The following is a 22,309-nucleotide window of genomic DNA, read 5'->3' on the forward strand; positions in this document are numbered from 1 at the left end:
TCCGTTTGTTAAATGCTGGCTAACCTTGCTGTGCAAAAAAACGTGCGTGCCATGGAAAGATCAAACGAGTGACCACCGAACCGCTCAACTCCAAAGTAAAGACCATTCTGGAGATTGGCCCGGTCGCGGCATTTGTCGTGATCTACCTGATCCTGCGGAACGATGTCTTTGTGATCGGCGGCACCGAGTACACCGGTTTTGTCGTCGTCGTTGCCGCGTTCATGCCCGTCTTTCTTGCGGCCACTGCGGCATTGTGGGTCCTGAGCGGCAAGGTTGCGCGGATACAGGTTGCAACGGCAGCCATGCTGCTTGTGTTTGGCGGGTTGAGCATCTGGCTGAATGACCCGCGTGTGTTTCAGATGAAACCGACCGCGATTTATCTTCTGTTGGCGGCGGTGCTCGGCGTCGGTCTGATGTTTGGAAAATGCTGGCTCAAGTTCATCATGGACGACATGATCCCCCTGAAGCCAAAGGGGTGGATGATTTTGACCAAGCGGTTGGTCACGCTGTTTGTCCTGTCTGCGGCCGCCAACGAATTGGTGTGGCGCACGCATTCAGAGAGGTTTTGGGTGCTGTTCGAAACACTCGTTATGCCGGTGGTGGTCTTTGCCTTTTTCGTCCTTCAAATCGGCTTGATCATAGATCATGCCAAGCTGGGGCCGTCGAAGAAAAAACGATGATCTGGGGTGGACGCGGTCGGCCTGGAGATGCAGCCGGACACCGTGTCGAATTGGGCAGTCAGTAAAGGTCCCACTCGTCCGCCTGCCGCAATTCGCCCATGGCGAGCCACGCGACACGAACGCGCGCCACGCGCGTGTCGCCCCAGGTGCGGAACACCAGGTCAAAACCGGCCTGCGTGATGGTTTCGGCCACCACGTCCGCCCGCAACGGGGTTTCATTGTCGACATCCCACATCGAAATGGACACGTGCACGGACGGCTCCGTCCGGAACGGCTCGGAAAAGGCGATGCGGCGACGACGCTCGCGTTGCCCGCGGCCGGTCCACATCTCCCCGCCATCTTCGAAATCGGAAAACAGGACGGTGTCGCCTTGGTCGATCCCTATCAGGTGATTGCGCAGTCGTTTCATAAGTTCGGTCTTGGGTTCGTCACAATGTCGTAACACGTCGCAACGGGAATTTAAGGGGCAAAACGCAAAAGGCCCCGCAAAAAGCGAGGCCTCGAACGTCTGTTCTACCTGACGTTACAGGCTGGGCTGCTTGGTGCTCAGACCAATTTCCCCGCCCATGGCGACCATGTCGGCCAGCAGCTTGGCGGCGTCATCCACAAGCCCGTTGTCGCCGTCCGCGACGTCCTTGGCGCGGGTGTAGGCATCCTGCACCTCATCGAACATCGCATCCATCTGCTCTTGGGTCATGTCACCCTTCGCCACCGCACGTTCGGCCAGAACGGACACGCCTGCGGCGCCGATCTCGGCAAAGCCGCCGGTCACGACATACTCATGTGTTTCACTGCCCGCCTCGACCTTCAGCACACCGGGGCGCAGGGTTGTGATTGTGGGGGCATGGTCGGCCATCACGGTCATGTCGCCATCCGCACCCGGGATTTGCACGGCGGACGCGTCCAGCGAGGCCAGGCTGCGCTCGGGCGATACCAAATCAAATTGCATCTTTGCCTCCTATCCGGGTGGTGGGCAGATTGCCCACCCTACCCTTGGGCGTTGTCGTAGGGTGGGCAATCTGCCCACCGCACTGTTTAGGCGGCGTCGGCGGCCATCTTCTCGGCTTTGGCTTTCACCTCGTCGATGCCGCCAACCATGTAGAAGGCACCTTCGGGCAGGTGGTCGTATTCACCCGCCACAACCGCCTTGAACGAGGCAATCGTGTCTTCCAGCGGAACCTGCACACCGTCCGAGCCGGTGAAGACTTTGGCCACGTCAAAGGGCTGGCTCAGGAAGCGCTGGATTTTCCGGGCGCGGGCCACGGTCAGCTTGTCCTCTTCCGACAACTCGTCCATCCCGAGGATGGCGATGATGTCCTGAAGCGACTTGTAGCGTTGCAGGATCTGCTGCACGTCCGAGGCCACCTTGTAGTGCTCTTCCCCCACGATCTGCGGGTCCATCAGACGCGACGAGCTGTCGAGCGGGTCCACGGCGGGGTAAATACCCAGCTCCGAAATCGCGCGGGACAGAACCGTTGTCGCATCCAGGTGCGCAAAGGTGGTGGCAGGCGCAGGGTCGGTCAGGTCGTCCGCAGGCACGTACACGGCCTGGATCGATGTGATCGAACCCGACTTGGTCGAGGTGATCCGTTCCTGCATCGCACCCATGTCGGTGGCCAGTGTCGGCTGGTAGCCCACCGCCGAAGGAATACGGCCGAGCAAAGCCGAAACCTCGGAGCCCGCTTGCGTGAAGCGGAAGATATTGTCGACGAAGAACAGAACGTCCGTACCCGACGCGTCACGGAACTGTTCCGCCAGCGTCAGACCGGTCAGGGCCACACGTGCCCGCGCTCCGGGAGGTTCGTTCATCTGACCGTAAACCAGAGCAACCTGGCTTTCTTCCAGATTGTCGGGCTTGATCACGTTGGATTCGATCATCTCGTGATACAGGTCGTTGCCCTCACGTGTCCGTTCACCCACACCGGCGAACACAGAGTAACCCGAGTGCACTTTGGCGATGTTGTTGATCAGTTCCATGATCAGAACGGTCTTGCCCACACCAGCACCGCCGAAGAGGCCGATTTTACCGCCCTTCGAATAGGGGGCCAGCAGGTCCACAACCTTGATTCCGGTCACCAGGATTTCGGATTCGGTCGACTGTTCGGCGAATTCAGGCGCAGGCGCGTGAATGGCGCGCTTTTCCTCGGCCTCGACCGGACCACCTTCGTCCACGGGCTCGCCCACGACGTTCAGGATACGGCCCAATGTCTTGGGGCCGACGGGCACCATGATCGGGCCACCTGTGTCGGACACTTCCTGGCCCCGCACCAGACCTTCGGAACTGTCCATCGCGATGCAGCGCACGGTGTTTTCACCAAGGTGCTGTGCGACTTCCAATACAAGGTTGTTGCCATTGTTGTCGGTTTCCAGAGCGTTCAGAATCTCTGGCAGGTGGTCATCGAACTGCACGTCGCAGACGGCCCCGATGACTTGTGTGATTTTGCCTTTAGCATTTGCCATTTTTCGTCTCCGGATGTCTTACAGCGCTTCCGCGCCGGAAATGATTTCAATCAGTTCGTTGGTGATCACGGCCTGGCGCGAGCGGTTGAACTGGATGGTCAGCTTGTCGATCATCTCGCCCGCGTTGCGGGTCGCGTTGTCCATGGCGCTCATCCGGGCGCCCTGTTCGGACGCTCCGTTTTCCAGCAGGCCGGAAAAGATCGCTGTGGCGACGCCGCGCGGCAGAAGATCGGCCAGGATGGCTTCCTCGTCCGGCTCGTAATCATAAAGCGTGTCGGACCCTTCGTAGTCCTCCGGGATCGCAAAGGGGATGATCTGTTGTGCGGTGGGGATCTGCGTCACGACATTCTGGAACTTCGCAAAGAAGATCGTCGCCACGTCAAATTCGCCCGCGTCAAAGCGGCCCAGCACATCCTTTGCCACACCCTGCGCATCCGCGTAGGACATCCGCTTGACCTCGGACATGTCCACGTGACCGACAAAGTCATTGCCGAAATCACGTTTCAGCTGGTCGCGGCCCTTCTTGCCAACGGTCAAGATCTTGACCTTCTTGCCGGCGGCTTTCAGTTCCGTGGCCTTCGCGCGCGCAAGTTTCGCGATGTTGGTGTTAAAGCCACCGCACAGTCCACGTTCAGATGTCATCACCACCAGCAGGTGGGTCTGATCCGAGCCCGTACCGCTGAGCAGTTTGGGCGCGCTGTCAGAGCCGGCAGCAGCGGATGCCAGCCCCGCCATCACGGCTGTGAACCGTTCGGCATAGGGGCGCGACATCTCGGCCGCTTCCTGCGCCCGCCGCAGTTTCGCGGCGGCCACCATCTGCATGGCCTTGGTGATCTTCCGCGTGGATTTCACGCTTTCGATCCTGTTTTTCAGGTCCTTGAGATTTGGCATTGCCCGATCTCCTTATGCGAAGGTCGAAGCGTACTCGTCGAGGACCGCCTTCATCTTGTCGACATTCTCGCCGCTCTTGAACTTGGGATCTTCGTCTGCAATCCACTTGAGGAAGTCCGCCTTCTGCGAGCGCAGGAATTTCAACAGGCCGCTCTCGAACTTGCCCACATCGCTGACGGCGATGTTGTCCAAGTAGCCATTCGTGCCCGCGAAGATCACGCACACGATTTCGGCATTGGTCAGGGGCGAGTATTGCGGCTGTTTCATCAGCTCGGTCAGGCGCGCGCCACGGTTCAGAAGCTGCTGGGTTGCGGCGTCGAGGTCCGAGCCAAACTGCGCAAAGGCAGCCATCTCGCGGTACTGCGCCAGCGACAGTTTCACCGGGCCGGCCACCGACGACATCGCGTCCGTTTGTGCCGACGAACCCACGCGGGACACCGACAGACCGGTGTTCACGGCGGGGCGGATGCCCTGGTAGAACAGTTCGGTTTCAAGGAAGATCTGGCCATCAGTGATCGAGATCACGTTGGTCGGGATAAAGGCCGACACGTCGCCACCTTGGGTTTCGATGATCGGCAGCGCCGTCAGCGAGCCCGCGCCGTTGTCTTCGTTCAGCTTGGCAGACCGCTCCAGCAGACGCGAGTGAAGGTAGAACACGTCGCCGGGATACGCTTCGCGGCCCGGCGGGCGACGCAGCAGCAGAGACATCTGGCGGTACGACACGGCCTGTTTCGACAGGTCATCATAGATGATCAGCGCGTGACGGCCGTTGTCGCGGAAGAATTCGGCCATGGCTGTCGCGGCGTAGGGCGCCAGGAACTGCATCGGTGCCGGGTCGGACGCGGTCGCGGCCACGACGATCGAATAATCGATCGCACCGCTCTCTTCGAGCTTCTTCACCAGCTGCGCCACGGTCGAACGCTTCTGGCCGACGGCGACGTAGATGCAGTAGAGCTTCTTGCTCTCATCATCGCCGGCTGCGTCGTTATAGGATTTCTGGTTCAGGATCGCGTCAAGCGCCACAGCCGTCTTGCCGGTCTGACGGTCACCAATGATCAGTTCGCGCTGGCCGCGGCCAATCGGGATCATCGCGTCCACGGCCTTGAGGCCAGTCGCCATCGGCTCGTGCACCGACTTGCGGGGGATGATGCCCGGCGCCTTCACGTCTGCCACGCGACGCTCGGAGGCGTTGATCGGGCCCTTGCCGTCCAGCGGGTTGCCCAGGCCGTCCACGACGCGGCCCAAGAGTTCGTCACCGGCGGGCACGTCCACGATGGAGTTGGTGCGCTTGACGGTGTCGCCTTCCTTGATGTCGCGGTCGGAGCCGAAGATCACGACGCCCACGTTGTCGTTTTCCAGGTTCAGGGCCATGCCCTGAATGCCGCCGGGGAATTCGACCATCTCACCGGCTTGCACATTGTCGAGGCCGTAGACGCGCGCGATACCATCGCCCACCGACAAGACGCGGCCCACTTCGGCCACTTCCGCTTCCTGACCAAAGTTCTTGATCTGGTCTTTCAGGATCGCAGAAATCTCTGCTGCTTGGATACCCATTTATCCGACCTCTTTCATTGCATTCTGGAGGGAAGCGAGCTTGGAGCGGATCGACGTGTCGATCATCTTCGAGCCCACTTTAACGATCAAACCGCCGATGAGACTTTCATCGACGGAAGCATTGATGGTGACGTCCTTGCCCATGCGGGCCTTCAGCGTCTTGGCAAGCTTGTCGCTTTGCGTTTTGGTCAGCGCCTTGGCACTGGTCACGTCCGCGGTCACTTCGCCCTTGTCTTCGGCGATGACATCGCGCAGCGCCTGCACCAGCTGTGGCAAAACGAACAGACGACGCTTTTCGGCCATCAGGGCCAGCGTGTTTGTCATCAGGTCTGTCAGCTTGGCTTTCTTGGCAATGGCGGTGATTGCGGCGGCCTGCTCTTCCCGGCTGTAGATGGGCGAGTGTATCAGGGCGTTGAAATCACTGCTGTCGGCCATGGCCTCAGTCAGTGTCGCGATGTCGCCTTCGAGGTTCTTTACGGCTTTGCCGTCCTTGGCAAGTTCATAGACAGCCGTAGCATAGCGCGCCGCGATGCCTGTGGAGATCGAAGCTGGTTCGGACACGTCCACCCTTTCGATGTCTTGGCCCGGGAGGATTGCACACGGGAAGTGTGGCCCGGGGTGTTGGACCGCCCTGATTTTGGCCAAGGCGTGAAAATCAGGGGGGATGTAGCAGAGGGTTTGCCACCCCGCAACATATGTTCGCGAACAGGCAATCGAGTGGTTATTGAGCCTTTTCAATTGGTTAACAAAACTGCGACCTATTGGCCCGCCGAAACTGCAAGAATTCTGTCACAAAACGCGCCCGATTGCGGGCGATTCCTCGCATTTTGCGTGCCCAGTACGTCCGGCGTCGCGAACGCATCTTAATATCGCGCGAGTCCTGCAACCGTTTCAACGTTGGCAACAGTTCAACCGCAAGAGTTGACTCTAAAGCGCGTCATTGTGCACATATCTCTCAGGTCTCAGCATTTTTTTAAGGAACGTGAAATGGGCCCATTGGCTTTACTGGCTTTGCTGACCGGCACCTTTGTTCTTGGTGCAGTCGTAGACAATGACACATCGCCCGCTACGGATGACACGACGCCGGAACCCGAAGATCCGGACCCGATCATCGAGCCGTCAGACCCTGATGTCCCGGCCGAACCGGACGTCGGTGCATCCTTTATGTTTGATGAGACCACAAACGCCGTCAGCATCGATGTCGGCGAGGATGAGACGGGCCGGATCGCCAGCATTATCTATGTCGACACCGAGGACAATGAGGAAAACTTTGTCGAAACCTACGAGGCGCGGTTTTACCTTGTGCCCGAGGGCACCGATCTGACCGATGCAGATTTCGAAGCGCGAAGCGACATCCCCGGTCAGCAAGAGTATGGCGGTTCCCCGTTCAACTACCAGTTGGAAGACTTCGAAGCCTTTTTCGGCCTGGAACTTCTGGGAACCGTACCGCTGGATGTGCCCGAAAACGGTGGCATCCTTCCTGAACCAGGCACGATGCGCAGCGTACTGCCCGACATAGCGGCCAATGCAGAAGTTGCTGTTCACTATCTTGAAGCCAACACCGACGGAGACGACCTGATCACCTTTCTAAACGAGGACTACGTTATCACCCGGGGTGGTGTGACCGAACAAGTGGTAACCGAAGACACCACCGGCACCAATGGCAACGACTGGATCACCACCGGGGCAGAGAACCTGACCCTGGACGGTGGCGACGGCAACGACACGCTCGTTGCCGACCATGCAGGCACAACACTGATCGGAGGGGCAGGCAACGATATTTTCGAAGGCGTGTTTGCCGAGCGTGGGGCTGGGTTTTCGCTGTTGGATGGCAGCGAACCCGGCATCGTGATCGATGCTGGCGACGGTGACGATAACGTTCGCACGTCCAATGCGATCGTCGACGCAGGCACCGGAGATGATAGCGTACGCCTGTTTGGCGGTGAGGTGCGTGGGGGCGACGGAAATGACGTTTTGATGTCTTCCGGCCCAGGCGAAACCTCCCTTTTTGGCGACAACGGGAATGACCGCTTGACCATCGGCGGCGCAGGATCAGAAGCGTTCGGAGGTGCGGGAGACGACTTTTTGTCCACAACGGGAAATGCGGGTGCGGTCGCATATGGTGACGCCGGCAACGATACGTTGCAGCTAAGCGCCGGAAGCGCGGGGTTCGGCGGCGAAGGCGACGATCTTTTCAACCTGTACAGTTTCTACGATGACGAGGATGGACCAACGACAATTACGGGAGGTGCGGGCGCAGACACGATCAATGCGCAGGTGCGCAATGCCTTTGGGACACCCGAGGCGATATATGCCGAAATCACCGATTTCGACACGACGGAGGATGTACTGCAAGTTGGATCGTTCAGCGGGGTCGGCATCACGAATATCGACATAGAACAGAACGCGGATGCCGGTGTGACCGATATTCGCATCAGCTACGTGGACACCGGCAATACCGGTCCCGGCACGGCCATCATCCGTATCGACGGCCTGTCCGACATTACCGAAGATCAGATCATCATTGTAAGTTGACGCCTACACCCGGCCGGCGATGGGTGCAGCCACCCCCTGGGGCACTTTCTGTCGCTTGGCATTGGACCGGGCCACCTTGCCCTTGGGTGGGTAGACCAGTTTCGATGCTTCAACCATGAACGCCCCTCCGGCCACCATGCCAGGCATGAGGCGCCCCACCTTTTCGAACATCGGGGCGGATTTCATCCACACCCGCTTGGTGGATGGGAATTGGTACAATGCGCCCACATGCCGTTCCGGCAGGAACTGATGCTTGCGCAATTGGGTTTCAAGCTGGCTGGCCGAATAGGGTCGGCCAAAGCCGAATGGCGTCCGGTCCCGACGGGACCAAAGCCCTGCGCGGTTCGGCACGATGAACAATGCCTTGCCACCCGGTCCCAAGACCCGCCACGCCTCTTCCAGAAGGTCATAGGCCCGCTCCGACGTCTCGAGCCCGTGCAACATGATCAACTTGTCCACGTGACCGGTCTCCAGCGGCCAAAGCGTTTCCTCGGTCAGGACCGACACGTTGGGCATGTCAGTAGGCCAAGGCATCACCCCCTGCGGTCCGGGCATCAGGGCCACCACGCGCCGCGCCTGCTTCAGATACGGGCGCAACAAGGGGGCGGCGAACCCGAACCCCGCCACTGTCTGGCCCTTGGCTTCGGGCCACATCTCGACCAGACGCCGCCTGAGCGACGCCTGCGCCGCCCGCCCTAGCGCGCTGCGATAGTAGAAATTGCGCAGGTCCTGCACATCAAGATGCATGATCGTCTCTTGTCCATCCGGGCCCCGCGGGCCACCTTGCCCTTAACAGTAAGCACAAAGAGCCGAATTGCCATGCCCCTCGACATCCGAACAATACCCTGCCTGTCCGACAATTACGCGTATCTGGCACACGACCCGGCGACGGGCGACACCGCCCTGATTGATGCGCCGGAGGCGGAACCGATCCTGACGGCCCTGAACGACACAGGATGGCGATTGACCCATGTTCTGATCACACATCACCATTATGACCACATCGACGGCCTGCCCGGCATCCTTGCGCAATACCCGGCCCGGGTTATCGGGGCCAGGGCCGATGCGCACCGCCTGCCAGCACTGGATGTACAAGTAGAAGAGGGGGACCCTGTAAACATCGGCGACGAAACAGGCACGGTCATCGACGTTTCGGGCCACACCGTCGGACATATCGCATTTCACTTTCCGTCCTCCAAGGCCGTCTTTACTGCCGACAGCCTCATGGCGCTGGGATGTGGCCGCGTGTTCGAAGGCACCAAACCCCAGATGCACGACAGCCTGCAAAAGCTGGCCGCCCTGCCGGGCGACACGGTTGTCTATTCCGGGCATGAATACACTGCCGCCAATGCAAAATTTGCGCTGACCATTGATCCCGAAAATCCCGACCTTATATCGCGGGTCCGCGAGGTGTCCGAAAAACGCGCATCAGGCACCCCGACCGTTCCATCGCTCTTGTCCGAAGAACTGGCCACAAACCCGTTTCTGCGCGCCCATGATCCCGCCATTCAGGCCCATCTGGGCATGACCGGCGCCAACGCCACCGACGTGTTTACAGAAATCCGCACCCGGAAGGACAACTTCTGAGACGCGGCGTTCCACCGACACGCCCAATGTGACACCATCGTAACGCTTCTCACGCACAATGTGAGGTCCCAAGGACAGAAAAGCCTTGAAGCCGCGCGATCTTCAACCAAACTTAAACACATGAGGCCATGGTTGGTACGGGGCCTCGATATTCCTTGGCGCCCCCACCCGACCCCGATCGAAAGGAGCACGCTCGTGCCTTCATTCTCGACGACACTGGAAAAAGCCATTCATCAGGCGCTTGCGCTGGCCAACGAACGCCGGCACGAATTCGCAACGCTCGAACATCTGCTGCTGTCGCTGATCGACGAACCCGATGCACGCCGCGTCATGCAGGCCTGTTCGGTCGACATTGACGAGCTGCGCGGCACGCTTGAGGAATTCGTGGACGACGACCTGTCGAACCTCGTCACTGACATTGACGGGTCCGAAGCCGTGCCTACGGCCGCCTTTCAACGCGTCATCCAGCGCGCCGCCATTCACGTGCAATCGTCTGGCCGCACAGAGGTGACAGGGGCCAACGTGCTGGTCGCCATCTTTGCCGAGCGCGAATCAAACGCGGCCTACTTCCTGCAAGAACAGGACATGACCCGCTACGACGCAGTGAACTTTATTGCGCATGGCGTCGCCAAGGACCCCGCCTTTGGCGAGGCGCGGCCTGTATCCGGCGCCCCCGAGGCCGAGGAAGAAGCCCAAGGCGTCACCGAAGGCGAGAAAAAGGAAAGCGCGCTTGCCAAATACTGCGTGGACCTGAACGAAAAGTCGCGCGAGGGCGATATCGACCCGCTGATCGGCCGCTCGGCCGAGGTGGAACGCTGCATTCAGGTGCTGTGCCGCCGCCGCAAGAACAACCCGCTGCTTGTGGGTGATCCCGGCGTGGGCAAAACCGCCATCGCCGAAGGGCTGGCGCGCAAGATCGTCGCAGGCGAAACGCCCGAAGTGCTGTCCGGCACGACCATCTATTCGCTCGACATGGGCGCGCTTCTGGCGGGCACACGGTATCGCGGTGATTTCGAGGAACGGCTGAAGGCGGTCGTGACCGAACTGGAGGAGCACAAGGACGCTGTCCTCTTCATCGACGAAATTCACACCGTGATCGGTGCGGGTGCGACGTCTGGTGGCGCGATGGATGCGTCCAACCTGCTGAAACCTGCCCTGCAGGGTGGCAAGCTGCGCACCATGGGCTCGACCACCTACAAGGAATTCCGTCAGCATTTCGAAAAGGACCGCGCGCTGAGCCGCCGGTTCCAGAAAATCGACGTGAATGAACCGTCGGTGGAAGACGCCACCAAGATCCTCAAGGGCCTGAAACCCTATTTCGAGGATCACCACGGCGTCAAATACACCTCGGACGCGATCAAGACGTCGGTGGAACTGGCCAGCCGCTACATCAATGACCGCAAGCTGCCGGACAGCGCAATTGACGTGATCGACGAGGCGGGCGCGGCCCAGCACCTTGTCGCCGCCGCCAAGCGTCGCAAGACCATCGGCACCAAGGAGATCGAGAATGTCGTGGCCAAGATTGCCCGCATTCCTCCGAAAAACGTGTCCAAGGACGACGCAGAGACCCTCAAGGATCTCGAAGTGTCGCTCAAGCGCGTGGTGTTTGGTCAGGACCCGGCGATCGAAGCGCTGTCCTCGGCCATCAAGCTGGCGCGGGCCGGTCTGCGCGAACCTGAAAAGCCCATCGGCAACTACCTCTTTGCCGGGCCGACGGGCGTGGGCAAGACCGAGGTCGCCAAGCAACTGGCAGACACGCTGGGTGTTGAAATGCTGCGCTTCGACATGTCGGAATACATGGAGAAACACGCTGTTTCGCGCCTGATCGGTGCGCCTCCCGGCTATGTCGGCTTTGACCAGGGTGGTCTCTTGACCGATGGGGTCGATCAGCATCCGCACTGCGTGCTGTTGCTGGACGAGATCGAAAAGGCACACCCGGATGTGTACAACATCCTGCTGCAGGTCATGGATAACGGCCAGCTGACCGATCATAACGGGCGCACCGTGGATTTCCGCAACGTGATCCTGATCATGACCTCGAATGCGGGGGCCTCGGATATGGCAAAGGCCGCCGTGGGCTTTGGCCGCGACCGGCGCGAGGGCGAGGATACCGCCGCCATCGAGCGCACGTTCACGCCCGAATTCCGCAACCGCCTGGACGCGGTGATCAGCTTTGCGCCGCTGGGCAAGGATACGATCCTGTCCGTGGTCGAAAAGTTCGTGTTGCAGCTTGAAGCGCAGTTGATGGATCGCAACGTGACCATCGAATTGACGAAACCTGCGGCTGAATGGCTGGCCGACAAGGGCTATGACGACAAGATGGGTGCGCGTCCCTTGGGCCGCGTCATCCAGGAACACATCAAGAAGCCGCTGGCCGAAGAACTGCTCTTTGGCAAGTTGATGAAAGGTGGCGTTGTCCGTGTGGGCGTCAAGAATGGCGAACTGGACCTGAAACTCTCCGGCCCGGACAACCCCCGGATTTCGGGCGACAAGCCACCGCTTTTGACTGCGGATTGATGCGCGCGGCAATCTTTGCCGCTTTGATCACGTCCCTTGCCGCGCCCGTCGCGGCGAGGGACATCTTGTTGAACGTGCCCATTGATTGCGATCTGGGCACGGAATGCTTCATCCAGCAATATGTGGACCACGACCGTTCGCGCCAGGCGATGGATTTCCGCTGCTCGAACCTCAGCTATGACACGCACAAGGGCACCGATTTTGCCCTGCGGTCACTGGATCAGATGCGGCGCGGCGTCAATGTGGTGGCTGCTGCCCCCGGCACGGTTCAGGGCACACGCGACGGTATGGAAGACAGGCTGTATCGCACCGGCGACGGCGATCGGGTCAGCGGTCGGGAATGCGGCAATGGCGTCTTGATCGACCATGGCGGCGGATGGAGCACGCAATACTGCCACCTCAAACGTGGCACGATTGCCGTAAAAAATGGGGACCGGGTCAACACATCCACCGTTCTTGGCCAGGTTGGCCTGTCCGGACGCACCCAGTTCCCCCACGTCCACATGACCGTGCGCAAGGACGGCGAGGTGATCGACCCGTTCGACCCCGATGGCGCAATCCAATGTGGCGCACCCAGCACCGATACACTGTGGCAGACACCCCCGCCCTACCGGCCCGGCGGCGTGCTGGACGTGGGTTTTGCCGACGGCGTTCCGAATTTCAATGACGTCAAGGCCGGGACGGCTGGCGCGGGCCGTATGCCCAGCGACGCGCCAGCGCTTGTCGTCTTTGGCTACGCCTTTGGAGGCAAAGCCGGTGACCGGATGCAATTGCGCATTGATGGCCCCGAGGGCACGCTGATCGATGACGAGGTCGAGATTGACCGCAATCAGGCCCAGTTCTTTCGCGCCATCGGCAAGAAACGGACGCAAGCCAACTGGCCAACCGGCCGGTATACGGGCACCGTTGTCTTGCGTCGCGGACAACGCGAAATCAGCCGTGTGCAGGGCGAAACAATCGTCCAATAGCGCCGAGGCACGCTATTTTTCGGTGAACTTCAACTCGATCCGGCGGTTTTGCGCCCGGGCCTCGGCCGTGTCACCCGACGCGATGGGCTGATACTGCCCAAACCCGTTGGCCGACATCCGATCCGGCGGCAGGCCAAGGAAGTTCACCATATACAACACCACCGAAAGGGCACGCGCCTGGCTCAGTTCCCAGTTGTCGGCAAATTCGCCCTGGCCCGAAAGCGGCACGTTGTCGGTGTGCCCGTCCACCTGCAACACCCAGTCGATACTGGCCGGAATGTCATCGGCAATGCCCCTCAGGATGCCCGCGATGTTCGCGATCTCCCGCTGCCCCTCGGCCGACAGCTCCGCGCCGCCGGGCGGAAACAGAACTTCGGACGAAAAGACAAAGCGGTCGCCGACGATCCGCACACCCTCTTGCCCTTCCAGCACATCGCGCAACTGGCCAAAGAATTCCGACCGGTAACGCTCAAGGTCCTGCGCCTGCGCCTCAAGCCGCTTGCGCTCTTCCTCTTCCAGTTGCCGCCGCCGCCGTTCTTCCAGCGCGGCCCGCGCCAGAGCCGTGTTCAGGTCGCGCCCCAGCGTGCTCAACTGCACGTCCTTGGCCGCATCCCGCGCCACCGCATCATCCAGAAGGGCCTGCAACTGCCCCAGCTGCGTACGCAGCGCCTCAACCTGCTGGTTCAACAGTTCGGTCTGACGTTGCGCTTCCAGCGTCGCCGCTTCTTCCGCGCTCAATGCATCACGGGCGGCGGCCAACAGGGCGGCCCGCTCCTCTGCTGCGGTCGTCTGGGTTGCCAGCGCGCCTTCCGCGTCCGCCTTCTCGGCCAAGGCCGCCGCCAGGGCCGCGCGCAAGTCCCGCGTGTCGGCCCCCAGCGTGTCCAACTCCGTTTCGGCGGCCAGCTTTGCGGCCAGCGCCGCGGCCAACTGTTCGCGAACCGTTGCGTTGCTGCTGCCGGCGGCCTGCGCATCCGCTTCGGCGGCCTCACGCGCGGCAATGGCCGTCGCCAGTTGCGTGCGCAGTTCGGTCAGATCCCCCGCTTGCGTCGCTACCTGCCCCTCGGCGGCCACTTTCTCGGCAATGGCCGCCGCCAACCTGTCGCGCAGATCGGTGCGCTCCAGATCCAGTGCGGCCAACCGCTCCTCCAACACGGCCATCTGGGCCTCTACGTCGGACAAGGTCTGGGCCACCGCCGCATTGTCTTCTGCGGCCAGCAACGCCGCCGCCAGACGCGCCTCAAGGCTCGCCTGCGCCTCTTGCAGCGCCGTGGTCTGGGCGGACGACGTCTCCAATGCCGACAGGGCCAGTGCCAGATCTGCCTCAAGCCCCTCGATCCGGTCCTGCGCCAGCGACGCGGTGGCACCGGAATCCTGTGCCGCCAGAAAGGCCACAGCCAATCGGTCCGTCAGATCGGCCTCTGCGGCGCGCGCGGCGGCCAGCAGGGTCAGCGTGTCTTCGGCCTCTTGCCGCTGCGCCTCAAGCGCAAGGGTCATCGCCGTCAATTCCGCATCCGCATTTTCCAACCGCTGCCGCAGCGCCTCGGCAGCCGCCGCTTCCGCCAGCCGGGCCGCCTCTTCAGCGCTCAGCGCGTCGCGGGCGGCGTCCAGGTCCGCCTGCAACGCGGCGGCCTGATCGGCACTGTCCGCATTGCGCGTACGCAAATCGGCGATCAAGGCCTGCAATGCCTCGGTCCGGGCCGCCGCCAACCGGGCGGCTTCTGCCTGCGCGTCAACCTCGGTCCGCGCCGCCGCCAGCGCCAGGTTCAGCGCCTCCTGCTCTGACAGCAATCGTGTTTGCTCGGCCTCAAGGCCCGACACCGTTTCCAAGGCGGTATCCCGATCGGCAATCAGCGCGGCAACCTGCGCTTCAAAGCTGGTGATGCGCGTGTTCGCCTCGGCCAGCGCACTGTCCTGCGCGTCGCGCTCCGCAGTCAGCGCCGCGATCTGGGCGGCCTGGTCGGCCAGCTGGGACTGGGTATCCGTCAATGTCACGTTCAGGGCCGACAGGCGTGCATCCAACTGGTTCGCCCGGCGCTCTTCCAGCCCAAGCGCCTGCGCAAGGGCCGCCACCTCGCCCGCCAGTTGATCCAGTTCCGTCTCCTGGCCCGAAATCGTCTCGCGCAGCACAAACTGCACCACCATAAAGATGGTCAGCACAAACATCAGAACCAGCAAAAGGCCCGTCATCGCATCAACAAAACCGGGCCAGATCGACGCCTGGAACCTTTGCCCTGTGCGTCGCGACAACGCCATGATCAGCTATCTCCCGTGGATTGGCCTTGGCGGTTTACGGGGTGGCCTGTCTTGCGTCCCTGTCCACGTGGCTGGCTCAGCGCCGTGGCCAGCGCCGAGATATCGGTCCGCAATTCGGCCATCGTTTCCTGGCGGCCCGCGCTGATCTCTTCCAGGATGCGCAGCATCTGCACATCGATGGACCGCAACCGCATCCGGCTTTCGGCATCAATGCCGTCTCCGGTGCCCTGCCGTTCGATCACCTCGATCAACCGGTCCTGACCGTCGGCGATACGGGCCAGCGCATCGGTCCCACCGCCCTGCGCCTCCAGCCGAGTGGTCATGCGATCCACCGCATCCGCAAGGTTGCCCAGCTTTTCATCCACCATGGACCGGCTGATGTCGGACTGGGTGAACATGGTTTGCAGGCTTTCCATCTGCTCGGCCAGATGATCGATCACACCGGCCATCGCACTCTGATCGCTACCGCCTTCGCCATCTGTCAGGCCCACGCGGGTGATCGAACTCAGCCACTCCTCAAGCTCGCGGTAGAACCGGTTCTGGCCACGCCCGGCAAACAGTTCCAAAAGCCCGACAATCAGCGATCCGGCGAGCCCCAGCAGGGACGACGCAAAGGCGACCCCCATGCCCCCCAATTGCGCTTCCAGGCCGGTCATCAGGCGGTTGAACACCTCGACGCCGCCCTCGCCTTCCTGCGGGGCCAGGCTGCGGATCGTGTCGACCACGGCAGGCACAGTGGTCGCAAGACCATAGAATGTCCCCAAAAGACCAAGGAAAATCAACATGTTGACGATGTAGCGCGTGATGTCACGCACCTCGTCGATGCGGGTCGCCACCGAATCCAGGATGGACCGGGTCGACGACGCCGACAACTGCATCCGTGCCCCCCGCGACCGCAACAGCGACGCAAGCGACGCCAGAAGCTGCGGCGCCTTGGTCTGGGCCTCGGCCCGGTCACTGGCAAATTCTTCGATCCACCGGACAGAGGAAATCAGCGAAAAGACCTGCCAGAAACAGGCAATGACACCGATGATGAACACCAGGACGATAAAGCCGTTCAGATAGGGGTTCGCCTGAAACACCGGCAACACGCGCGGCAGGGCCAGCACCGCGCCAAAAAGCGACAGGCCCAGCACAAAGACCATGGCAAAGATCTGCTGGACCGGCTGCGAGAAATGCGGCTGCGCCTCGGGTGTGGTCTGCGCCATATTGTGGCTCCTGACCCCTGCTCTGTTCTGCGTTTTTGGCAATCTATCGGCTTTTGTGCAAAAGCGCCAAGGATTTATGCCAATATTGCTGCGACGCGGCGTGATAACCAATCCAGGTCAGGATCGGCAACCCCCATCTTGGTCAGGTGCCGGGCGGTGTTGAAAAGATACGCGCTGTTCGGCCCCCGCCCGCCATGGGCATGGGCGATGATCTGCGCCTGTTCTTCCAACGGCAAACCACCGCAATACTGCACATGATCGGGGTCAATCACATAGGTCACGGCTTCGACATGGCGCCCGTCGCTCAGCGCCACTTGAAGCCGCTTTTCCAGATACGCGGACGAGATCAGCTCGCGCTCGCGCAAATAGGCCAGCGTCCCGTCTTCCGTGCCGGGGGCCACGCGCAAGGCCACGCCGTCGCAAACCGCGTCGGTCGCGGCATCCAGCGCCAGAACCAGCCCCGGCTCGGCCTCGGACCCACGGTGGTGGATCGACCGCATGCAAAACGAACGGGCCCACCCGGGCAAGCTGCCCCGCACGCTTTCGGCCACGTCGAAGCCAGGGTTCCAAAGCAGGCTGCCATAGCCAAACACCCACATCGTCATTGTCACTGGTCCTTTTGCTGCCGGGTGCGGTAGACCCGATTTCGCGAACAAGGAAAAGGGCCCCCCATGCGCAAAGTGATGTGGATTGTTGCAGTGGCTGCGCTGGCATGGTGCGGCTGGTGGTGGGTGGCTTCTGCAGGCCTGCGCGGCGCGGTCATCACCTGGTTCGACGCCCGCGCCGCCGAAGGGTGGCAGGCAGACTTGCAAGAGGTCGCGGGCGGCGGGTTCCCCCTGACCCTGCGGGCTGGCTTGCGCGACGTGGCGCTGGCGGACCCCCAGGCGGGTCTTGCCCTGCGGACCCAGGCGCTCGACATCTCGGCCCCCGCCTGGTGGCCCGGCGATGTCACGGTCACCCTGGATGACGACCCGATCCTCATCGCATCGCCGCTGGGACGCTCCACGCTGATCATGCAGGACGGGGCAATGGTCCTCAACCTGCATCCCGGCACCGCGCTCGAACTCGAGGCGCTGGGATGGACGGCGGGCCCGTGGCAGGTGCGCGACGGCGATGGCGTGCAGGCACAGGCGGGCGACCTGACGCTCACCATGGTTCAGACTGACGGCGCGCAATACGCACTCACGGCAGAGGCCAACGCGTTTTCCCCCGGCACCGCCGCGCGGCGCGGCCTGCGGTTGCCGGACAGTTTCCCGGATGCATTCGACAGCCTGCAGGTGCAGGCCGATATCACCTTCGACACGCCGTGGGACCGACGGGCACTGGACCAGCGGCGCCCGCAACCCCGGATCATCAAGCTCCGCCTCGCCGAGGCGATCTGGGGGGATCTGCAATTCAACCTCAGCGCCGATCTGACCGTCGATGCACAAGGTGTCCCCGCAGGGACAGTGGCCATTCAGGCCGAAAACTGGCGGACGATGCTGGACCTTGCCGAAAACGCAGGCGCCTTGCCGTCACAGCTGCGCGCCCAGGCGGACACCGTTCTGCAGGCGCTCGCGAACGCTTCGGGTGGCGCCGATACGCTGGATGTCGACCTCGCGGTGCGCGACGGAACGCTCCGACTGGGGTTCATCCCGCTTCTGCCTGCACCCCGCCTGATCCTGCGTTAGGTCTTCTTCTGACCAGAAATACGACGGGGGTCTGGGGGCTGGCCCCCAGTCAATCGCTACCGGCAGTACGGCCCGCTGCGATAGCGTGCGGTGTCGAAATGAAAATGATCGCGGTGGAACCGGTCCGAGTTCGGGCCCAGCACTGTGCCGAAGGGCCCACAGGCCGACCCGTGCATCTGCCGCAGCGCACGCCGATGGCGCGAATTCCAGTCGTTCAACACGGTCAGCGCCGTGCCGTCCTTCAACTGGAACCCCGATATGTCGATGGCCCGGCCCTTGCCATGTTCCGAAATGCGGGCACCCGGCCGGTTGTTGCGCGTCCGGCACGCATAGTGGGCCGCCACCCGGTAACCGGCAAGCCCGCCGCCCGTGCCGCGCAGCGCAGGCTTGGCGCCCCGCTGGGTCCACTGCTTCAACGCCTTGGCCGTGGTGCAATCCATCAGCGCCGATTGGCTGAGCGTGACACCCGAGACAGAGCGCAGCCGCACCGCTTCCGAAATCCCGCACCCGTTGATGCGCCCGGGCACAAAGCCGACAACCTCCCCCTGCAGGTCCGGATCGCCGCACACCTGTCCGCGCTGCCGTTCGGACCGACGCGACATCGCCTGTTCGACAATGGCACCCGGGCGCAGAACGGGACGCAACGATTCGGCGCGTCCGGGCAGAACGGCCGCCGCAGGCAGGGCAGAGACCACAGTGGGTGGGGCAGGTTGCACCGCCGCCGCGCGCACCGCATTGCGCGCATCGGTGCCGGCCCGGGCGACGGGGCGTTTGGAACTGTCTGGCGCAGCCACGGCGACACCCGCCAGCAGCACCAGGGCCAGCGCAAGCCCCCTCACCGCTTGCTCCCGCGCCCGAAATCGGGGGCATCGGTGTCCTGACCGGCCTCGATAATGCCGCGACGGATCGCACGCGTGCGGGTGAAGTAGTCGAACAGATGATCACCGTCGCCCTTGCGGATGGCGCGTTGCAAGGCAAACAGCTCTTCCGTGAACCGGCCCAGAATTTCCAGCGTCGCGTCCTTGTTGGTCAAAAAGACATCGCGCCACATGGTCGGATCGCTGGCCGCGATACGCGTAAAGTCCCGGAACCCCGCGGCCGAGAATTTGATGACCTCACTGTCGGTCACCCGGCGCAGGTCATCCGCCACACCGACCATCGTGTAGGCAATGAGGTGCGGAATGTGGCTGACCACGGCACAGACCCGGTCGTGATGCTGCACCTCCATCCGGTCGGTCATCGCGCCCAGCGCGGCCCAATAGGCTTCAACCTGTTCCACCACCGCGTCGTCCGTCCCGTCCGGCGTCACGATCAGGGTCCAGCGGTTGTCATACAATTCGGCAAACCCGGAGTCCGGTCCACTATGTTCCGTGCCGGCCATCGGGTGCGTGCCGACAAAATGAACACCGGCGGGCAGATGCGGCAGAACGGCATCGAACACCGCCTGTTTGACCGACCCCACATCGATCACCGTGGCCCCCGGCTTCAACGCGCCCGCAATCTCGGCCATGACCGACCCCATCGCGCCCACGGGCACGGCAAGCACCACAAGATCGGCCTCTGCCACAGCGTCCGCTGCGGTGTCGGCGACGCTGTCACAAAACCCCAGACGCCGGGTCGTGTCGCGCGTCGCCTCGGACCGGGCATAGCCGCTGATCGTCGTGGCCGCCCCGGCCCGCTGCGTGGCCCACGCCATGGATCCCGCAATCAGACCCAATCCGATAAAGGCGATCTTTTCGTAGATGACGCTCACGATGCATTCCGCCATTCGGTAAGGGCGGCAATCACGCGGCCCGTTTGGTCTGCATTGCCGACGGTGATGCGGATGCCTTCGGGAAACCCGTAACCGGCCACCCGGCGCACAAGGATGCCATCGGCATTCAGCGCCGCCTCTGCCGCGTCCGCCTCTGCCACGGATGCGGCCCGGGCCAGGACAAAATTCGTGTCACTGTCGTCGCAGGCCAGGCCCAGTTGCCGCAACGCGCCGGTCAGGCGGGCGCGTTGGTCGGCGTTCAGGGCTGCGCAATCAGCCACCCATTTCGTGTCACGCACCGCCGCCTCTGCCGCGCTCAGCGCGACGGTCGACAAGTTGAACGGCTGCCGGATCCGCGTCATCACGTCGATCATGTCCCTAGGGCCATAGCCCCAGCCGACACGCAGCCCCCCCAGGCCGTAGATCTTGGAAAAGGTGCGCGTCATCAGCACGTTGGGCCGCGTCTCTGCCAGGGCCCGACCGCCATCATACCCTTCGGCATATTCGGTATAGGCCCCGTCGATCACCAGGATCACATGATCGGGCAAGCCATCGGCCAGCCGCACGATCTCGGGATCAGCGAGCCGCGTGCCCGTCGGGTTGCCCGGGTTGGTCAACAGCACGATACGGGTCCGTTCGGTGACGGCCGCCAGGATCGCATCCACATCCACGACCCGCTCATGCTCGGGCACGCAGACGGGTGTGGCCCCGGCCATGTTGGCCAGGATCGGGTACATGGAAAAGCCATGCGCGGTGTGGATGATCTCATCCCCCGGCCCCGAAAAGGCCTGCGTCACGAATTGCAGCACCTCGTCGCTGCCGACACCGCAGATTACCCGGTCTGCGTCCACGTGCCAGACATCCGCAATGGCCGCCCGCAGCGCCGCGTGGTCGGTTGACGGATAAAGGTGCATGCCGGTCGCCGCGTCCCGCAACGCCGCGATGGCAGAGGGCGGCGGGCCCGCCGGGTTCTCGTTCGAGGACAGTTTCAGCACGTCCCGAACACCCGCCAGATGCGACGCCCCGCCCTGATAGAGCGCGATGTCCATGATGCCGGGTTGCGGTGTGATGCGCGTCATTGTTCCTCTCCGTATGTCAGAGAGGTTTTAGGGGCGCGGGGCCTGAGTGACTAGGGGCAAAAGCGCGCGTGTCTGGCGACGTATCGGGGCGCAGGTCAGCCCGTCACCCCCGGCGCGGGCTTCCACTTGAACCCAACCCGGATCACGCCGTGATCGTTGGTGCCGCTTTCCTTGTGATCGTCGTGGTTCAGGTGGTCGTTCTGCACCACCATCTCGTCAAAGGCCCATTTGCGCTTCTTCGAGTTGTCATAGAATTCCTGACTGAACAGGATGTGATCCAGACTTTCGCGCTGCCCCTTGAAGACATGGGTATAGTAGACATCGCGCACGGATCGGTATTCCTGCATCGTCTGTGCAGTATACAGCGCGTTGTCCCCGCCCCCGGTGGACAGGGGGGACAGGTAGGTGGGTTGTTCGGACAGGATGTTCAGCGTGTTGCTGTCCTTGCCATCGTTCATGTCGCCGATGACGACAACAGGCGTGTCGGTCTTTTTGACCAGTTTCGTGATCAACACCCGCAACGCCGCCGCCTCGGCGGTCCGGCGAACGGTCGAGATTGCATATCCCAGCGCGTTGGCGTGCGGCCCGTGCACCTCCTTTTCGTACCAGCTACGCTCGCGCCAGATCTGCGTGGGACGGCGGGATTTGAAATGGCAGACAAAGACATGGATGACCGGCGTCCGGTCATCGGGCTGCACCTGAAAATGCAAAACCGGGCGCGAGAAAGTGCTCAGGTTGACCTCGAGGAAATCCTGTTGCGGATCGTCGCCGCCGGTCCTGAGGACATATTCGTCCGGAAAATCCACAATCCACTCGGGATCACCCACCAGCATCCCCTTGCGCACGGCCGCCGCGCAGACAATCTTGTCCCCGGCATGTCCAGGCGGAACCAGCGCGGAAAAGTCGCTCTCCATACCCGCCTCGATCAGCACCTGATCCAGCGCGGCAGGGGCCCACAGTTCCTGCAGGCCCACAACATCTGCATCCAGCCGCCCTATCACGCTGGCCGTAAAGTCCACCTTGCGCTGATAGGTCACCGGGTCCCACCCGTCAGTGTCGCCGTAAATCGCATCTCCGGGGGTTTGCAGGTTCAACAGGTTGAAGCTCGCAAAAGAAATGTCGCGCGCGCCCATGGCAGTCTCCAATTCGCATCA

The 22,309-nt window shown here is 62.2% G+C and carries 20 protein-coding genes; 6 read left to right on the forward strand and 14 right to left on the reverse strand.

Annotated features, from left to right (window positions below; translation table 11 throughout):
• Positions 1-68 precede the first annotated feature (68 nt).
• A complete protein-coding gene (locus Q0844_RS07250; RefSeq protein ID WP_299043405.1) occupies positions 69-680 on the forward strand; it encodes a septation protein IspZ in 612 nt (203 codons plus the stop codon).
• A gap of 58 nt (positions 681-738) precedes the next feature.
• Here the strand turns inward: Q0844_RS07250 and Q0844_RS07255 are convergent, their stop codons facing one another.
• The 6 genes from Q0844_RS07255 to Q0844_RS07280 form a co-directional block, all read right to left on the reverse strand.
• Positions 739-1,089 (reverse strand): H-type lectin domain-containing protein, encoded by a 351-nt coding sequence (locus Q0844_RS07255; protein ID WP_299043407.1) that lies wholly within the window; start codon positions 1,087-1,089, stop codon positions 739-741.
• Between the two features lie 114 nt (positions 1,090-1,203).
• A complete protein-coding gene (locus tag Q0844_RS07260) occupies positions 1,204-1,629 on the reverse strand; it encodes a F0F1 ATP synthase subunit epsilon (protein ID WP_299043408.1) in 426 nt (141 codons plus the stop codon).
• Positions 1,630-1,715: 86 nt separating this feature from the next.
• Positions 1,716-3,140, reverse strand: coding sequence for a F0F1 ATP synthase subunit beta (gene atpD, locus Q0844_RS07265; RefSeq protein WP_299043409.1), 1,425 nt, complete (start codon positions 3,138-3,140; stop codon positions 1,716-1,718).
• An 18-nt stretch (positions 3,141-3,158) separates the two neighbouring features.
• Positions 3,159-4,031: a F0F1 ATP synthase subunit gamma gene (locus tag Q0844_RS07270; protein WP_299043410.1), complete on the reverse strand. Its 873-nt coding sequence runs from the start codon at positions 4,029-4,031 to the stop codon at positions 3,159-3,161.
• 12 nt (positions 4,032-4,043) lie between these two features.
• The gene (gene atpA, locus Q0844_RS07275; RefSeq protein WP_299043412.1) at positions 4,044-5,585 is read right to left on the reverse strand and encodes a F0F1 ATP synthase subunit alpha; all 1,542 of its coding nucleotides are present in this window, start codon (positions 5,583-5,585) and stop codon (positions 4,044-4,046) included.
• A complete protein-coding gene (locus tag Q0844_RS07280; protein WP_299043414.1) occupies positions 5,586-6,146 on the reverse strand; it encodes a F0F1 ATP synthase subunit delta in 561 nt (186 codons plus the stop codon). It abuts the gene before it with no gap.
• 426 nt (positions 6,147-6,572) lie between these two features.
• Here Q0844_RS07280 and Q0844_RS07285 point away from each other — a divergent pair, with 426 nt between their 5' ends.
• Positions 6,573-8,120: a hypothetical protein gene (locus tag Q0844_RS07285; protein WP_299043416.1), complete on the forward strand. Its 1,548-nt coding sequence runs from the start codon at positions 6,573-6,575 to the stop codon at positions 8,118-8,120.
• Positions 8,121-8,123: 3 nt separating this feature from the next.
• Here Q0844_RS07285 and Q0844_RS07290 read toward each other — a convergent pair whose 3' ends face one another.
• On the reverse strand, positions 8,124-8,867 hold the full coding sequence (locus tag Q0844_RS07290; RefSeq protein ID WP_299043418.1) for a methyltransferase domain-containing protein: 744 nt from the start codon (positions 8,865-8,867) through the stop codon (positions 8,124-8,126).
• 72 nt (positions 8,868-8,939) lie between these two features.
• Here Q0844_RS07290 and gloB point away from each other — a divergent pair, with 72 nt between their 5' ends.
• The 3 genes from gloB (at position 8,940) to Q0844_RS07305 (ending at position 13,192) form a co-directional block, all read left to right on the forward strand.
• Positions 8,940-9,707, forward strand: a complete 768-nt coding sequence (gene gloB / locus Q0844_RS07295) for a hydroxyacylglutathione hydrolase (RefSeq protein ID WP_299043420.1) — start codon at positions 8,940-8,942, stop codon at positions 9,705-9,707.
• A 195-nt stretch (positions 9,708-9,902) separates the two neighbouring features.
• Positions 9,903-12,224, forward strand: a complete 2,322-nt coding sequence (clpA, locus tag Q0844_RS07300) for an ATP-dependent Clp protease ATP-binding subunit ClpA (protein WP_299043422.1) — start codon at positions 9,903-9,905, stop codon at positions 12,222-12,224.
• On the forward strand, positions 12,224-13,192 hold the full coding sequence (locus Q0844_RS07305) for a M23 family metallopeptidase (protein WP_299043424.1): 969 nt from the start codon (positions 12,224-12,226) through the stop codon (positions 13,190-13,192). Before clpA ends, Q0844_RS07305 begins: the two co-directional genes overlap by 1 nt.
• Before the next feature lie 12 nt (positions 13,193-13,204).
• On the opposite strand, the gene Q0844_RS07310 is transcribed toward Q0844_RS07305, so the two are convergent.
• The 3 genes from Q0844_RS07310 to Q0844_RS07320 all read right to left on the reverse strand — a co-directional run bounded on the left by Q0844_RS07310 (position 13,205) and on the right by Q0844_RS07320 (position 17,258).
• Positions 13,205-15,445, reverse strand: a complete 2,241-nt coding sequence (locus Q0844_RS07310) for a peptidoglycan -binding protein (protein ID WP_299043425.1) — start codon at positions 15,443-15,445, stop codon at positions 13,205-13,207.
• A 2-nt stretch (positions 15,446-15,447) separates the two neighbouring features.
• A complete protein-coding gene (locus Q0844_RS07315; protein WP_299043426.1) occupies positions 15,448-16,653 on the reverse strand; it encodes a biopolymer transporter ExbB in 1,206 nt (401 codons plus the stop codon).
• A 74-nt stretch (positions 16,654-16,727) separates the two neighbouring features.
• A complete protein-coding gene (locus Q0844_RS07320) occupies positions 16,728-17,258 on the reverse strand; it encodes a gamma-glutamylcyclotransferase (RefSeq protein WP_299043427.1) in 531 nt (176 codons plus the stop codon).
• A 66-nt stretch (positions 17,259-17,324) separates the two neighbouring features.
• Here Q0844_RS07320 and Q0844_RS07325 point away from each other — a divergent pair, with 66 nt between their 5' ends.
• A complete protein-coding gene (locus Q0844_RS07325; protein WP_299043428.1) occupies positions 17,325-18,323 on the forward strand; it encodes a DUF2125 domain-containing protein in 999 nt (332 codons plus the stop codon).
• A 56-nt stretch (positions 18,324-18,379) separates the two neighbouring features.
• Here the strand turns inward: Q0844_RS07325 and Q0844_RS07330 are convergent, their stop codons facing one another.
• The 4 genes from Q0844_RS07330 to Q0844_RS07345 all read right to left on the reverse strand — a co-directional run bounded on the left by Q0844_RS07330 (position 18,380) and on the right by Q0844_RS07345 (position 22,288).
• Positions 18,380-19,162, reverse strand: coding sequence for an extensin family protein (locus Q0844_RS07330; RefSeq protein ID WP_299043429.1), 783 nt, complete (start codon positions 19,160-19,162; stop codon positions 18,380-18,382).
• Positions 19,159-20,079: a prephenate/arogenate dehydrogenase family protein gene (locus tag Q0844_RS07335; RefSeq protein ID WP_299045240.1), complete on the reverse strand. Its 921-nt coding sequence runs from the start codon at positions 20,077-20,079 to the stop codon at positions 19,159-19,161. The genes Q0844_RS07330 and Q0844_RS07335 overlap by 4 nt, the downstream gene beginning before the upstream one ends.
• On the reverse strand, positions 20,073-21,155 hold the full coding sequence (hisC, locus tag Q0844_RS07340; RefSeq protein WP_299043430.1) for a histidinol-phosphate transaminase: 1,083 nt from the start codon (positions 21,153-21,155) through the stop codon (positions 20,073-20,075). The genes Q0844_RS07335 and hisC overlap by 7 nt, the downstream gene beginning before the upstream one ends.
• Positions 21,156-21,250: 95 nt before the next feature.
• Positions 21,251-22,288: an endonuclease/exonuclease/phosphatase family protein gene (locus tag Q0844_RS07345; protein WP_299043431.1), complete on the reverse strand. Its 1,038-nt coding sequence runs from the start codon at positions 22,286-22,288 to the stop codon at positions 21,251-21,253.
• Positions 22,289-22,309: the final 21 nt, after the last annotated feature.

The sequence above is a fragment of the uncultured Tateyamaria sp. genome (assembly GCF_947503465.1).
In the GTDB taxonomy this organism is placed as follows: Bacteria; Pseudomonadota; Alphaproteobacteria; order Rhodobacterales; family Rhodobacteraceae; genus Tateyamaria.